At 39.9% G+C, this 14,825-nt stretch carries 12 protein-coding genes and 1 pseudogene; 5 read left to right on the top strand and 8 right to left on the bottom strand.

What is annotated here, in order from left to right:
* Positions 1-83: 83 nt before the first annotated feature.
* The 5 genes and pseudogenes from V7L20_RS06680 to V7L20_RS06660 all read right to left on the bottom strand — a co-directional run bounded on the left by V7L20_RS06680 (position 84) and on the right by V7L20_RS06660 (position 5,388).
* Positions 84-620, bottom strand: coding sequence for a hypothetical protein (locus V7L20_RS06680; RefSeq protein WP_334743309.1), 537 nt, complete (start codon positions 618-620; stop codon positions 84-86).
* Between the two features lie 120 nt (positions 621-740).
* Positions 741-1,271 carry a restriction endonuclease subunit S gene (locus tag V7L20_RS06675; protein ID WP_334743308.1) on the bottom strand — a complete coding sequence of 177 codons (531 nt, stop codon included), beginning with the start codon at positions 1,269-1,271 and terminating at the stop codon, positions 741-743.
* The gene (locus tag V7L20_RS06670) at positions 1,268-3,070 is read right to left on the bottom strand and encodes a class I SAM-dependent DNA methyltransferase (RefSeq protein WP_334743307.1); all 1,803 of its coding nucleotides are present in this window, start codon (positions 3,068-3,070) and stop codon (positions 1,268-1,270) included. Before V7L20_RS06670 ends, V7L20_RS06675 begins: the two co-directional genes overlap by 4 nt.
* Before the next feature lie 32 nt (positions 3,071-3,102).
* Positions 3,103-3,765 carry a HEPN domain-containing protein gene (locus V7L20_RS06665; RefSeq protein WP_334743306.1) on the bottom strand — a complete coding sequence of 221 codons (663 nt, stop codon included), beginning with the start codon at positions 3,763-3,765 and terminating at the stop codon, positions 3,103-3,105.
* Between the two features lie 10 nt (positions 3,766-3,775).
* A pseudogene (locus V7L20_RS06660) lies at positions 3,776-5,388 on the bottom strand (type I restriction-modification enzyme R subunit C-terminal domain-containing protein).
* Positions 5,389-5,450: 62 nt separating this feature from the next.
* Between V7L20_RS06660 and V7L20_RS06650 the strand changes: the two are divergent.
* On the top strand, positions 5,451-5,597 hold the full coding sequence (locus V7L20_RS06650) for a type I restriction enzyme subunit R domain-containing protein (RefSeq protein WP_334743303.1): 147 nt from the start codon (positions 5,451-5,453) through the stop codon (positions 5,595-5,597).
* 72 nt (positions 5,598-5,669) lie between these two features.
* Here the strand turns inward: V7L20_RS06650 and ruvC are convergent, their stop codons facing one another.
* On the bottom strand, positions 5,670-6,161 hold the full coding sequence (gene ruvC, locus V7L20_RS06645) for a crossover junction endodeoxyribonuclease RuvC (protein ID WP_334743302.1): 492 nt from the start codon (positions 6,159-6,161) through the stop codon (positions 5,670-5,672).
* Positions 6,162-6,335: 174 nt separating this feature from the next.
* Here ruvC and V7L20_RS06640 point away from each other — a divergent pair, with 174 nt between their 5' ends.
* Together V7L20_RS06640 and tsaE are read left to right on the top strand one after the other, a co-directional pair.
* Positions 6,336-7,754: a gluconeogenesis factor YvcK family protein gene (locus tag V7L20_RS06640; protein WP_334743301.1), complete on the top strand. Its 1,419-nt coding sequence runs from the start codon at positions 6,336-6,338 to the stop codon at positions 7,752-7,754.
* A 64-nt stretch (positions 7,755-7,818) separates the two neighbouring features.
* On the top strand, positions 7,819-8,274 hold the full coding sequence (gene tsaE / locus V7L20_RS06635) for a tRNA (adenosine(37)-N6)-threonylcarbamoyltransferase complex ATPase subunit type 1 TsaE (protein WP_334743300.1): 456 nt from the start codon (positions 7,819-7,821) through the stop codon (positions 8,272-8,274).
* Between the two features lie 725 nt (positions 8,275-8,999).
* Here tsaE and V7L20_RS06630 read toward each other — a convergent pair.
* Together V7L20_RS06630 and V7L20_RS06625 are read right to left on the bottom strand one after the other, a co-directional pair.
* Positions 9,000-10,175, bottom strand: a complete 1,176-nt coding sequence (locus V7L20_RS06630) for a patatin-like phospholipase family protein (RefSeq protein WP_334743299.1) — start codon at positions 10,173-10,175, stop codon at positions 9,000-9,002.
* Between the two features lie 601 nt (positions 10,176-10,776).
* Positions 10,777-12,096, bottom strand: a complete 1,320-nt coding sequence (locus V7L20_RS06625; RefSeq protein WP_334743298.1) for a dihydroorotase — start codon at positions 12,094-12,096, stop codon at positions 10,777-10,779.
* A 412-nt stretch (positions 12,097-12,508) separates the two neighbouring features.
* Between V7L20_RS06625 and lepB the strand changes: the two genes are divergently transcribed.
* Both lepB and V7L20_RS06615 read left to right on the top strand, forming a co-directional pair.
* Positions 12,509-13,150 carry a signal peptidase I gene (gene lepB, locus V7L20_RS06620; RefSeq protein ID WP_334743297.1) on the top strand — a complete coding sequence of 214 codons (642 nt, stop codon included), beginning with the start codon at positions 12,509-12,511 and terminating at the stop codon, positions 13,148-13,150.
* 261 nt (positions 13,151-13,411) lie between these two features.
* On the top strand, positions 13,412-14,194 hold the full coding sequence (locus V7L20_RS06615) for an MOSC domain-containing protein (RefSeq protein ID WP_334743326.1): 783 nt from the start codon (positions 13,412-13,414) through the stop codon (positions 14,192-14,194).
* Positions 14,195-14,825 lie beyond the last annotated feature (631 nt).

The raw sequence follows: 14,825 nt of genomic DNA, 5'->3' as shown, positions 1-14,825 counted from the left end.
ACAGACCTCTGTTAGTCAACTTTATTCATTATGGCTTAGTTAAATTTCCCAACTATGGACAAAGTTTATACTCTTATTTTTTCTTAAAATTCACCTTTAAAGGCTTTGTCAAGGATGAAAGGTAGCAGTGCATCAAGTTCTTTCATCGCCTGTTCTCTGAGTCGTTTCATTGTGTTTACTTTACTTTGGAGTTCATCCAGATAGGTGACAATACGGCGTTGTTCGGAGAGGGGTACATCAGAAGGGAAAGGAATATTCATTACAACTTCTTGCGAAATCTTTTTCATCGTTGGGCTTGTTCCCTTTGCTTTACTCTTGATGTAATCCCGAACTGGTGTGCAGGTAAGCCAACGGTGTACAAATTTTTTATCTGCTTTGGATTCATTAATATCCAAACGCATCATTAAATCTGGATAAATACAAGGGAATGGCGAACCATTGTAAATTGCAGCGTGTCCAACTAATTCAGGTGTATTACTTCTAGTAATGAGAAGGTCACCAAGTTTTAACCAGTAGTGTGCATCATGTGAGACAAGCTCAGATGTTCTTTTAAATTCTGTTTCGCGGTAACTAAAACCTGTGACAGCACCGAGTGACAGTACAGCAATACCTCCTGGCATATTATTACATCGAGCCGACCAGCCATTTCTTGGTTTACCATACAATACATCGGCTAAGTGACCATTGGTCGGAATATTGCTGAATAGCTTTGTAGATTCTACAACCTGAAGTACCTCAGTTTACTTTAGCGTTTGTTGCCTCAGCGATCGCACTTCCTCAACCTTTCCCAGCAGTTCCTCAATCCGTGCCACAATCCGCCGTTGTTCGTTTAGCGTGGGTAGAGGAATTGTATATCCAAGGACATCGTTTGGTCGTATTGCTGCATAGTTAGTTGATCCTTGAGCAGATACTTGATCGCGGAATGCTGGGGTGCGAATAAAATAGTCTAAAAACTTTATACCCAGCAGTGATTCATTAATTTCAAATAAAAAATAATGACTGCTAACAATAGCACCATCAAGATTTGTAGGCACAATACCAAATCCACCTATTTTGGCATCGATTTCAGCAACTAAAAAATCATCTGTTCTACAAATCTGTTGTTTTTTAGTTTTAATTTCAGTACCCTGAACTATATCTCTTAGTTCGATTCCTTGAGCGTGTAACTTGACACGGCATCGCTTATATTTTTGAAAATCATCAATTTCAATGAATTCCTTCCTATATTTAATAATTTTATCTAGTTTTACGTAATTCCAATCTTTGTTCATTCTGCTCCCGCCAAAACTTGCTGAATCTCCCCCATAATTTCAGCTACTCGCCTATCTTTTTCTAAGATATCAGCCACTAACTGTTCAGGCGGTAAATGCTCAAAATCCTGTTGAATATTTGGTTTTTTTCGGTCAAGGTTATAAATCGCCCAGTAAATAGCATCTCCTCTAGCATTTTCATCTTTAGCAATCTGGCGCTGAATTTGCTCTTTAGTTTGAGACTGTTTCACCTCATCTTTGACAACCTGAATCTGATTTTTAATCTGTGCAATATCTTTCGCTGGGGAAAAGTCCAAAATTGAATTTTGTAACCCTTGGATTTTTTCAGTTAATTGCTTAACTATCTTTACAAGCTGATTAGCAGTTTCTTCTGCTTTTTTAGCAGCATCCCAATGAGGTGTTGCTTCTTTTCTAGCCTGCTTATAAGCTTCACGAAAGTTATACTTATAAACCTGTCCATTCTCTTCTCGGTTCTTCCACCATGCCACACATTCAGCAAAATCTTCATCCTGTATCGGCTTAGTTTTGGTATAAGTTTTCCGTCCTTCTGGCAAAGGTAACTCATAGTACCAAATCTCATCCGTTTGTCCAGAACGGTCAAAAAATAAGATGTTTGTAGGAATTTTGGTATATGGTTCAAACACCCCGTTAGGTAAACGGACAATGGTATGCAGATTAAAATCCTTGAGTAAATCTTCCTTCAGCTTGGCGCAAGTATTATCCCCAAATAGCACCCCATTGGGAAATACTACTGCTGCACATCCTGGTTTGGGTCTTTGTCTGAGACGACGCATAATTAACTGAAGGAATAACAACGCCGTTTCTTTGGTTTTTCTATCTGGGGGAAAGTTTTTTTGAATTCTGTCTTCTTCCTCACCCCCAAACGGCGGATTTGTGAGAATGATGTCTACCCAATCTTTTTCATCCATCTCCGAAAGGGTAAACCGCAGACTATTACCATCATCAATATCGGGATATTCAAACCCATGTAACAGCAAACTCATGTGCGCTAACATCAAAGGCAAGGATTTTGCCTCAGCGCCAATAATGCTTCTTTGCAGTATCTGCCAATCTTGGGCGCTACAATTCTTTTTCAGGTATTCATACGCCTCGACCAAAAAACCACCAGTTCCGCAAGCAGGGTCAAAAATGGTTTCTCCCAGTTTCGGTTCCATCACCTGCACAATAAATCGCACTACCGGACGCGGGGTGTAAAACTCTCCCGAATCCCCCGCCGCATCTCGCATTTCCTTCAGCATCGACTCATAAAGGTTGCTGAGGAGATTCACTTCTTCTGATTTATCAAAGTGAATATCATTTACCTTACTCAGCACATCCCACAGCAAAGTACCACTAATCATGCGGTTAGCGACATCTTTGAACACCTTGGCGATGACATCAGCGCGATCGCGTCCGGTTTTGCTTTTGAGATTCCGCAAATAGGCGAGTAAGCCTGCACCTTTGATGCCATCTGGTAAAATTGCCTCATCATTGTTGATGAAACTTTTCAGGCGATCGCCAGTAAAATTTTCATTAGCTGCCCAATCTCGCCAGCGATAAGGCGGTTGAATAGTTGGTTTATAGGAGATTCCTTCTAATTCTGCTTCCACCTCATGCAGTTTCTCGGAATCATCCAAAAGTTTCAAAAACATGATCCAAGTCAACTGGGGAAGGCGGTCTAATTCTCCATTCAATCCCTTATCCGTCCGCATGATGTCACGCGCTGACTTAACCACGCTACCCAATTTTTGGGCGGTGGTTGTGGGTTGATTATTTTGTTTTGTGGAACGTTTTGGCATTTATGTACTGTATTTATACTTTCTAATAACAATTAATAACTATCTTGACTAGTAATTTGAGTGATATAAGTAAATACGACCGATTCAATAATATCAACAATTTGTTGTACGTGCTTCAAAAAAGCCTCTACTTGCTGCTTCTTAACAGTTTCCGAGGCACTTACTCTATGAGCTATTGAACCCCGTAAATTAATATATTTATCTAATTTTAGAGCCGCTTGAGTGGCTGACATTTTTTTCCAACGCCATAAGTGTGAAATATTTTTAATCGCTAACGACTCATCAAATAATTTATCAATATTTACTGTTATGGGTGTATTTAGTTGTCTGTTTCTTTTTTCTTGTAATTGCGTAAGTCTATTTCTGAGATAGTTTCTCCAACCATCATCTGCAAGACTCCAAGCTGCTAATTGATTTTGATCATCTTTTACCGATTTAGCTACTTGTTTTTTGATTTCTATTGATAAATTATCTGAGGATGTTGCATAATTTACTATATGTTCTAATCCTTCGGCTGCAATATCTTCACAATATGCCTCCCAGATGGTACAAATCAAAACAACAGCAGATTTATTCAGGACTTCAAGTCCATAACGTCTCCCACGACTACTTCCACCACTTGACTCATGAAGCTCTAATAGTTTATTAATATCTTCACAGTTTTTATCAAATTTTTGTTTAGCATTACTTTGCATATTCAATTTCTTATGCAGAATATAATAGATTCTGTACTTGATTCACTGCTTCCCTAAGTTGCGGAACTCCTCCAAACCGTTGAGCAATTTCCGCCACATTGCCATATTTATCAAAGTCGCGGTTAGCCTTAAAAGTCGTCGGAATATTAAACTCCTCAACTCCTTTTTCTGCATACTTGTCCAAAATAATCTCTAAAATTGCCCTAGCATCTTCCCCATACTCCTCAAAAAAATCAGCCTTACGACGACGCAACCTTTCAGCCCGTTGCTTACAAGTCAGCACTGGAGCATCAAAGGCAATATGACATAGTAAATCAAAAGGGTCAGCTTCAGGAAGCTTAGTGACTTGTTTTAACTCATCAAAATCAATTCCCCGATCTGCCAACAACTCAATAATTTCTGTACGCTGTTCTGGATCTGCCCAGCGTTGCTGTATTTCTATGGTAGAACGATACAAGATACGAACTTGCTCTCTGGTGTAGTCAATTAGTTGAGACAAGCACAGTTGATTATCTGGATTTAAATCATAAATTCTCTCTTCAATAATTTCTTCGCTTCCCCCGTCAGCGTAATATTTCCGAGGTGGTTCGTCATCATCATCTGGGATTCCCCAAAATCCAGACCTTTTATCCTCTTCCAAGTCGTCTGTTTCCTCTTCTAACTCTGCTGACTCCAACTCCTCCTCATGTTCAGAAAGTATTTTCCCCTGATCATCTATTTCTGATTCATTAATCAGGGCGGGTTCCCCATCAAAATCTCTATCTTCAAACAACACCGTGCTATTGGTATAGTCGAGTATATTAAACGATCCCTTATCCCGTTCTTCTCGTACACGAGTTCCCCGCCCAATAATCTGCTTAAAGTCTGTCATTGAACGAATAACACGAGCAAGCACAACATTTTTACAGGTGGGAATATCTACGCCAGTTGTTAGCAACTTAGCAGTAACAGCAATAATGTGAGTTTCATCTAAGACATCTTTAAATTTATAGAGATGTCCCTTACCTACATCACCACCATCAGAGGTAATGCGAGTTATGTAGTCAGGATTTGTTTTGGTGATATCGCTGTTGAGGTTGCGTAATTCCTTGATCATTGTCTTAACATGTTCCTCATCCACGCAAAAGACAATGGTTTTGGCATAGCGATCACCACTTCTCAAAAAATCTAGTAATGTGTTGTGCGATCGCCTATGTCCTCTCTAATTTGCTCCTTCGCTTCCCCAGTTAATCGTCGCCAAAGTTCATCAGGACTAGGAAACGATTCCATCACATCAGACTGCTTACCCGTGATGAAATCAAACTCTACAATTCCTTGTCCGTTAGTGGAGTAAGCAAACTTCACCCCTAGAAGATTGGCATAGTCTATTGCCTGTTCCAGTCCCTCATCTGGTGTTTTATGTTTTCGCTTGGCTTCCACCACGGCTAAGGAAAATTCTCCATTATATAGCAGCAAATAGTCTGTAAACTTCCGTTTCCCACGGGGTTGGCGCTTATTTTTCGGGCGAATCTTGCCATCAGTAAAATAATATTGCTCATAGTAAGCATGGGATTCTCTCTCCCATCCTGCATCCTTTAACTTTGGCTCCACATACTTACGGCAAGTATTCGCTTCATTGCTCATCTCTTATTTTTCTTGACTTCATCGTTTACTTGTCCAATTTAACCGCTAATTGCTGATAAATCTTGTCCAACCACATCTACGAGCAACTGTTGATTGGATTTGATGCACCCCGCAAGAGTGTCATGTATTTGGATAATCTTCTAAAAGAACATAACTTATTGCAAGCGATGCCTACGGCGGGCTACGCCTACGCTCGTATCGTACCCTAAGTATTTTTACTCTGTGACAGTTAGTAAAGAACTTTACGAACCAGTAAAGAACTTTATTGTTTGCGTACAAATTTACAGCTGATAAGAAGCTGTCAAAGCCACCGCCAAAGCATCAGCAGCATCATCTGGCTTTGGAATTTCATCTAAATCCAACTCCCGCGCCACCGCTTCTTGCACTTCCGACTTATCAGCATTGCCATACCCTGTTAAAGCTTGTTTAATTTGAGCAGGAGTAAACTCTACGTAGGGAAGACGACGCTGGGCCAACACCAGAATAAGTACACCTCGCGCCTGTGCAACCAGTATTGTACTTGACATCCGATAGAAGAATAGTTTCTCGATCGCAACCAAATCTGGTTTAAATTCCTCCATCAGGGTGTGTAAATCATCAAACAAGGTACATAAGCGCTGCCCCATTTCTACATTTGCTGACGTTTTTATTACCCCAAAATCCAGCATATTTACTGTAGTCTCTTGTATCTTATTAGGAATTTGTGTGCAGGTAATTACCCCAAATCCTAAAATTGCCAGTCCTGGATCTAATCCTAAAATTCGTCTTTCCATTAAATTCACTTTTACCAAGCTAGGGTATTGTTTAACTAGGAATACTGGCAATCTTGACCACTTGCTCTTAGTCTAATGGGATAGGCAAATATAATAGTTTCACACCTAGTGTTTTAAACCAAGTGGTGTAAATTTTCTGTTAATTATTGTTTGTAGCACTGCTGTAAATCAGGTATGTCAATTGGTTTTCTCAGACAAGCCCTCAACGCCCTGCAAAAGCAGTCGCGCTCTCGTACTTCCTATCGTGTTAACCAGTGGTTCAAATGGTTATCCCCTGGACTATCAGTAAAACGTTGGTTGTTAATCAGTATTGGGGGTGTACTACTGGCGAGTTTGGGGTTAGCTATCTGGATTAAGTTGACCCCAATTTTTTGGATAATCGAGTTTTTTAGGGGCCTCCTGGGAGTAATCACCAACATTTTACCCAACTATGTTAGCGGGCCTTTGGTGTTGCTTGGTGGCTTGCTGTTAGTGCTTTGGGGACAAACTCGCACTGTAGGCTCAATTACTAAAGTATTGAGAGCAGAAGGCGGAGAAGAACTCATTGATGTCTTGCTAGCTCATCATCGATTGTACCGAGGTCCAAAAATAGTGGTAATTGGTGGTGGTACGGGACTTTCTACGTTGTTGAGGGGACTAAAAACCTACAGTGCGAATATTACTGCTATTGTCACTGTCGCCGATGATGGTGGATCTTCAGGGCGGTTGCGTCAAGAATTTGGAGTGTTACCACCAGGGGATATTCGCAATTGTTTGGCTGCACTAGCAGATGAAGAAAAGTTATTAACAGAATTGTTTCAATACCGTTTTCGGGCTGGAGATGGGTTAACGGGTCACAGTTTTGGTAATCTGTTTTTAACAGCAATGAGTGATATTACTGGAGATTTAGAACAAGCAGTCGCAGCCAGTTCTAAAGTGCTAGCAGTACGGGGACAAGTACTACCAGCAACTCTCAGTGATGTTCGTCTCTGGGCAGAATTAGCCGATGGTCGCCGCATTGATGGGGAGTCTAGCATTCCCAAAGCTGGCGGTAAAATTGTCAAAATTGGCTGTATTCCAGCGAATCCTCCGGCAGTACCAGCAGCTATTAAGGCAATTAAAGAAGCTGATTACATTATTATTGGTCCAGGTAGCCTTTATACAAGCTTGATTCCTAATTTATTAGTACCAGAAATTGCCGATGCGATAGCTCAAACAGATGCCCCCCGTATTTATATCTGCAATATAATGACTCAACCAGGAGAAACTGAAGGCTACACTGTTTCAGATCACATTAGAGCAATTGATGCTGCTTGTGGGGAAAGACGGCTATTCGATGCTGTACTAATCCACAAAAAATCCCCCTCAGAACAATCACTCATGCGCTACGCCGAACAAAACTCCCATCCCGTTTTCCTGGATAGAGAAGCGGTAACTCAGCTAGGGCGAAGAATTGTTCCAGCTAATGTTTTGTATGAAGATGAAACAGGTGTTATCCGTCACAATCCGCAGAAACTAGCACAAGTGTTGTTGCGGTGGTACGGTAGAGGTCAGTCCCTTCTCCTGCGGAGACGCTATGCGAACGGGGAATTCAAAATTCAAAATTCAAAATGAAGGAAAATGAAAATTAGTCATTAGTCTAAACAAAGGACTAGTGACTAATAACTAATGACTAATTATGAAAATTTTTCTTGCAGATACAGAGGCGACCCTACGTTTAGGTATTACTCTCGGTGAATCCCTAACTCCTGGTAGTGTAATTTTATTAGAGGGTGATCTAGGTGCTGGTAAAACTACCCTAGTTCAAGGTATTGGCAAGGGTTTGGGAATTGCTGAACCTATTGTCAGTCCAACTTTCACCCTGATTAATGAGTATACAGAAGGACGCCTCCCCCTTTACCACCTAGATTTATATCGCCTAGAACCACAAGAAGTTGCAGCCCTGAATTTAGAGAGTTACTGGGAAGGTGTTGAAGTCATACCAGGAATTGTGGCAGTTGAATGGGCAAAACGATTGCCCTACAAGCCAGATAGCTATCTAAGTGTGAGCTTGACTTATGGAAATGAGGGCACTCGTCAAGTCGAACTCATCCCATTCAATTGGGCCATTAGCAAAGTCATTGCCGCAATTTGAGCTCATCTGCCTATTTAAATACGAGAAATGTCAGCCCCAGCTCTTAGAGACGCTGTGTTACGACTCTGCTCAACATAGATTTGCTTCTGGCAAATCAAAAGTCACTTTCTTTAGCACATACAACACGAAAAAATTTCTACAAACAGTCGAGGGAGAACTTCACACTCGTTCTATCTGCCGCTACCACGCTCACCACTGCAAATCACTAACATTGTTATCTCAACCCAAAATAAATAAAAAAATTTTGTAACAGCAGCTTTATTGCTGCAATAATTCAGTTAAAAAGCTGATTTAGATGGAGTATGAATCAAGAAAATGTAAACTGTTGTTGGGTTAAATGAGAGTTTTCACAGAACTTAGTCAGCTTGGTTTTACCCAATTAGTTCCTTACTGTGATTAAAAGAACAAATTTGAATTACTTCGTAGCCCAAGTTAGTAGAGGAAGATTAAACAACATCAAGCCATTTCTGTAAAAGTTGTTTAACTTTTCCTTATACCTAATATACCCAACTTTCGGTCATAATATATACACAAAAATACTGATTTATTAAATGTTTTAAAATTAGTTTAAATAATTTTCAATAGCAATAAGTTATTCTATTAACATCTGTAATTAATACTGATATTAATAAATTAAATAAAACATCTCGTATTTATACGATAATTATGTATAAATACGAAAATATTTGTTTTATATTAGTTGGAAATATATTTACGTAGATGCACTAGTTATCTTTAATAAAAGAGGCGATCGCTTCTTTTATCGGAGAACCGGAGTCGTCTCTGGTATAGTACGTAAGACCTTTATCAATGAATGCAGAAGTAGTATTTATTAACTGCTCAATAATCTCTAAACTAGCGTTATCTATTTCTTGACTGACTTTTTCTCCTGTAAATCGATTTTTTCGATCTTGTGGAGGTAATACAATACGAGGATCTTTATAAGTCTCTTCTGGCTTGGCTTTAAATGTCTCATTTAAGTCAAACTGAAGCCGTAAGTAACGTTTAGAATCGTATCCACCCATGATTTGCCGACAAATAGTACTATCAATCTCAGATGTAGGTTCCATAAAGATATTAGTAAGATTTTGTACCCAGTCTAAGCCTCTCCATTTGCTTATTTGCTTATATTGATATGGTTCACCAGTTTGACCTGTACCAATAGAAAGAATAGAAATATCTTCTAATCGTAGATTATCCAGTTTATATTTTTGCTTAATTGTTGGAGAGACTGAAGATTGACTGATCCTCATAACTAGACTCAAAGCTGCCAAACAAGGGTTGTTAGCAGAAACTCCTCCATCAATGTGTGGAAATTCCCAATTACCAAATTTTTCTTTATCTATAGGTTCTAATTTATATGGTGGAAAAAAAGTAGGAGCTGAGGCAGAAGCAGTACATATCTGCCATAAATAACATTCATCGTACCATCTGTCTCCTAAATCGGGATGACAATTTGTAAAAAAGGTTGTATTTCGATATAGTGTATCGTAAGCAAGAATCAAAATAATCGGTTTTTCAATGTCTTTTATTCTTGTGGATTTATATGTATCTTTGAGGACGCTAATAATTCCATCATGAGAATATTTAGGTGGTGAAAATACATCAAAAATTGATTTTATGATAGGCGGCAAGTTTTTATAGCGCTCTTTTCTATCAAGCGGAAATATATCTTTACCTCTATTTTTATACAGTTTAATGAGTTCATGACTCTCCTTTCCTAAAGCAATAGCTCCTGCTAACATTGAACCAGTAGAAGTACCAGAAATTAGATCAAAGTATTCGTGTAAAAAGTTTCCTTTTCCCTGGTTTCTAATTTCTTGTTCTACTTCTTGAAGTATTCGTGCTGCAACGACTCCGCGAACTCCGCCACCGTCTAAAGCTAAAATTTTGAAGGACATAGCAATTCTCTTTGATTATTTCTATGGTTATGTTTACGGGCATAGTTTCTGGGAACAAGCATCATGAAATGAATCACAATACGGTTCCATTTGCTTGTTTACTCTTATCCAAATGAAAGAATATCTAAGTTTTTTTACAAACCGCTAAGGACGCCAAAGACACCAAGCAGGGAAAAGAAAAATAAATAGGTAATTTGATATCAAGAAGGAAGTAGTTATTGAAGTTTTGGCTTGAAACACTTATAAATAAATTCAGGGTTTCAAGTTGCAATCTCTGATCCTGCGACTAGTCAATATCCTTGGGTTAAAAAAGTAAAGATAAAAAATAAGGATTGTCGTCTTTTAGCTTTAACCAAATGGCATTGATCTAGTCTTAACTTGGAATATAGCAATCCGATTTGATTCGGTGAATTATGCGTAGAGACTGGGGACACAACGACTTTGCTCAGTGTATCCCTGGGGACTGGGAAGAAGGAATAAAGGTGTACTGAGTTTTTTTTACGCAATCAAATATGAGTCCTATAGATGAAAATATTGCCAGTTCAAGTATGGCTTTGATGTCTAATTATTTGTCTACTACATAAGGTTAAATAAATATTTCCTATAACAAAGTTAAAGCTTGACCCCGCACTTGTGTATTTACCTGACCTTTGTCATAAACTATCTTACCGCCGACAATGGTGGTTGTAGCCCAGCCAGTAAGGTTCCAGCCTTCAAAGGGACTCCAACGGCATTTGGTTAAAAGTTCCTCACGCCGGACTGGACGATATGTGTTTAAATCTACAAGTACTAAATCAGCATCATAACCAGATGCGATCGCTCCTTTATTGGGAATACCATAAGCCGCAGCTACATTTTTTGACATCCAGTTAACAACTTGGGCAATAGTACACTTTCCTGCCATCGCCGCAGTTAACATCAAAGCTAGGGAAGTTTCCACCCCAGGCATTCCCGAAGGGCTATTGGGATATTCTTGAGCTTTTTCTTCTAAGGTGTGCGGCGCGTGATCTGTAGCGATGAAATCAATCACACCATCTTGCAAAGCTTGCCAGAGAACTTCGTTATCGTGGGGCGATCGCAATGGTGGATTCATCTGTGCCAAAGTACCAATCTTCTCATAAGCACTGGTGTTCAACAACAAATGCTGTGGTGTCACTTCTGCTGTTACCCAACTAGGTTTCTCCTGACGCAGCAAATCTGCTTCTTCGGCAGTTGACATGTGCAGAATATGCAGACGACGTTGATATTTTTGAGAAAGTTTTAATGCCAGTTGGGTTGCAAGCATTGCCGCTTGATTATCTTGAATTTGCGAGTGAACAGCTGGATCGTGGATGTTGGCAAATTCTTGACGGCGTTGGTTAATTCTAGCTTGGTCTTCGGCATGAACGGCAATTAAGCGATCGCCTTTAGCAAATATCGCCTCCAACGCTGTTTCGCCGTCAACCAGCAACTGACCATGCATCGACCCCATAAAAATCTTAATTCCCGGTGTTGGCTTTGCCAAGAGCAAATCTGGTAGATTCTCTGCTGTTGCCCCAATAAAAAAGCCATAATTAACCAAAGACTTTTGTGAGGCACGTTGTAGCTTGTCGTCTAAAGCCTGCTGTGTCGTTGTCAGAGGGCGCGTATTGGGCATCTCTAAAAAGGAAGTGACTCCCCCCTTAGCACAGGCGCAGCTGGCGGTGAATAAATCTTCCTTGTGTTCTAGTCCAGGTTCTCGGAAATGCACCTGCGGATCAATGACTCCTGGCAACAAAGTTAACCCTTCTGCGTCAATTTCAGTGGCTAGTGCCGTTTGGGATATTTTTGGTGCAACTTCGACTATTAGGCGATCGCGGGTCAATACATCCCCAATCATCAGTTCACCATTGGGTAGAATTATGCGAGCGCCGCGAATCAGTAAAATTTGTGGAGATGACATAGAGTTAACAAAGTTGAGACAGAAAGCTATGTATTACAGAGAATTATGCTTTTAGGTTAAACTTATTTGCGATCGGAGTAACCAATTTTTGCTGCACGTTAAAAAAAAGTTTATTTTTAATTGTATGAAGAACCTCGTCAATTAATTTTGGATTTTGGATTTTAGATTTTGGATTTTGGATTGACGTAGCCTAAAAGGGATGCGGCTTGGGTATTTTACATTGGTTTCGCCCACCAGAGGCGAGTCATGACCTAGAACAAACACCCTAATCCAAAATCTAAAATCCACAATCTAAAATTGGTAGTCAAGATGGGAGCATGACTAGGAAATTAAATTTTCCCGTTAAGATTAACAGATAAAGTCTCACTAGGCGAGTTAATTACCTACATCTTTCCTTCAGTTAAGTAATTTCATGCAAAATAAAGTGTCTGATAACAACTCTAGTCAACAGCCCGATAATTCTTGGATCGCAGAGCTAGGTAGAACAATTGTATTGAGCATTGTTCTAGCTCTGGGAATTCGCACCTTTGTTGCTGAAGCACGCTGGATTCCTTCTGGGTCGATGGAACCAACTCTGCATGGTACGCCAAACCAGTGGGAGGCAGATAAAATCATTGTCGATAAGTTGAAGTATAAATTTGCTGACCCGCAAAGGGGAGATATTGTAGTATTTTCACCTACTAAAGAGCTACAGAAAGAACAATATCAAGATGCCTTTATTAAACGTGTAATTGGCTTACCTGGAGAAAAAGTACAACTTAAGGATGGCAAAGTCTATATCAACAACAAACCTCTCCCAGAAGGCAATTACCTCAGTTCTGGTCAGACTACAGTCATTGATGTTTGCCAATCAGGACCACAGCCACCTTTTTTGGCGAAACCCCAGACTATACCAATCGGTTCATATTTAGTACTAGGTGACAATCGTAACAATAGTTACGATGGTCGCTGCTGGGGTGTTGTGCCCCGCGAAAATATTATTGGACGGGCTGTAGTTCGGTTCTGGCCTCTAAATCATATTGGAGGAATAGATAAATCGCCAATATATCCATGATTGACAATATTATTGACACTCCGCTAGTTTAACAAGTAACGCGAGTGCTTACTTTCTCGGAAAATCAGGGGAGTCATTGGTCATTAGTTATTTGTCAAGAGTTAGAAATTCTTCCCCAGCGTTCCGTGTCTCTGAAGGATTTTCAGCTAGCCACTGGTATAAGTAACAAAAAAATTTTAGATTTTAGATTGAGGGGTGCTAAATCACCAAGTTTGACTTTGTTCAGACTTTTCGCAAAATCTAAAATCCAAAATTGCTATGATGCCTTACTTAGCCAAGATTTTACTGTATCCAGTTAAGTCACTAGATGGTGTTGAAGTTGATAACGCTAGAGTTCTTACCAGTGGCGCACTACAGCATGACCGCGAGTTTGCCATTTTTGACAAACACGATAGATTTGTCAATGGCAAGCGTCATGCTAAAATCCATTTACTAAGGGCGCAATTTGCCCTGTTAAATAGAACTATCTTGTTGCACATCCCAGGCGGCGACTCACAACAAATTTTTCATCTGGATGAGGAACGGCAAGCATTAGAAGCAAGTTTGAGTGATTTTTTTGAGTTTGGTGTCACATTAAGGCAAAACTCTCTGATGGGTTTTCCTGACGATACACACTCACCTGGCCCAACGATAATTAGTAGAGGAACATTGGTAGAAGTAGCTTCTTGGTTTCCCGGTTTAACTGTAGATGAAATACGCCGTCGGATGCGTGCCAACATCGAGATTGATGGTGTACCAGCATTTTGGGAAGATCGGCTATTTAGTGAACAAGGTGATTTAGTCTCCTTTCGAGTGGGAGATGTGGATTTTTTTGGAGTTAATCCATGTCAGCGTTGTATAGTCCCAACACGCGATTCTTACTTAGGCAAAGCTTACCCAAACTTTCAAAAAATCTTTGTAACCCAGCGACAAGTAACTCTACCAAATTGGATTGCTTCATCGCCTTTTAATCACTTTTACAGATTGAGCGTCAATACCCAATTATCCCCATCCTCAGCCGGAAAAATTTTACAAATCGGCAATGAAATTGACTTGTTTCCATAATAAAATTAACATTTATTTAAAATAAAAAATATTAAGTAAATTTTTTAGATTTACCCTGTATTTATATGAAAATCTGAAAATTGTTGTATTTATTTTTGTATAAGTCCAAAGGTTTTAAGACCAGAAAATTAAGACATCAGCAATTAAACTAATTCGCAATTCGCAATGACTAGAAAGAAAAAGGTACAGAGCAAGTAAATTTATTTATGGTTACTGAGTTTATAGTGAGCATCTCGGCTTTGCTCGATGGAACCGCAGTCGAACTGCGTAGCCGAAGTATGAGCTTGGTAAATTATTGAATGCGTAAACGCGTGAATGCGTGACTTCGCCGTACCCCTGCGGGGAAGCAAGCTACGCGCAGCGTCCTGTAGGAAAGGGGTTGACGCTTGTTCGCCCTTGGCAGAAGACTCGCTAACGCAATAGGCCACGCCCCACTTCGCTAAAGCAATGGACTGTGCCTCGCTACGTTCGCAAAGCGCCTCGTAGAGAAGAGAGCAATTACGTTTTATAACGGGAATTTAGACCCAGACAAAAAACGCGCTGCTTAATAGGTGCAGGAAACTTAAACCCCCAAACTAAGTAGGTCGGCGTAAATAATTATTGTTGGCATAAAGCAGGGGGCATACTTCGA

This window comes from Nostoc sp. (assembly GCF_036916735.1).
In the GTDB taxonomy this organism is placed as follows: domain Bacteria; phylum Cyanobacteriota; class Cyanobacteriia; order Cyanobacteriales; family Nostocaceae; genus Nostoc.
This window is presented reverse-complemented; position numbering and strand designations above follow the sequence as displayed.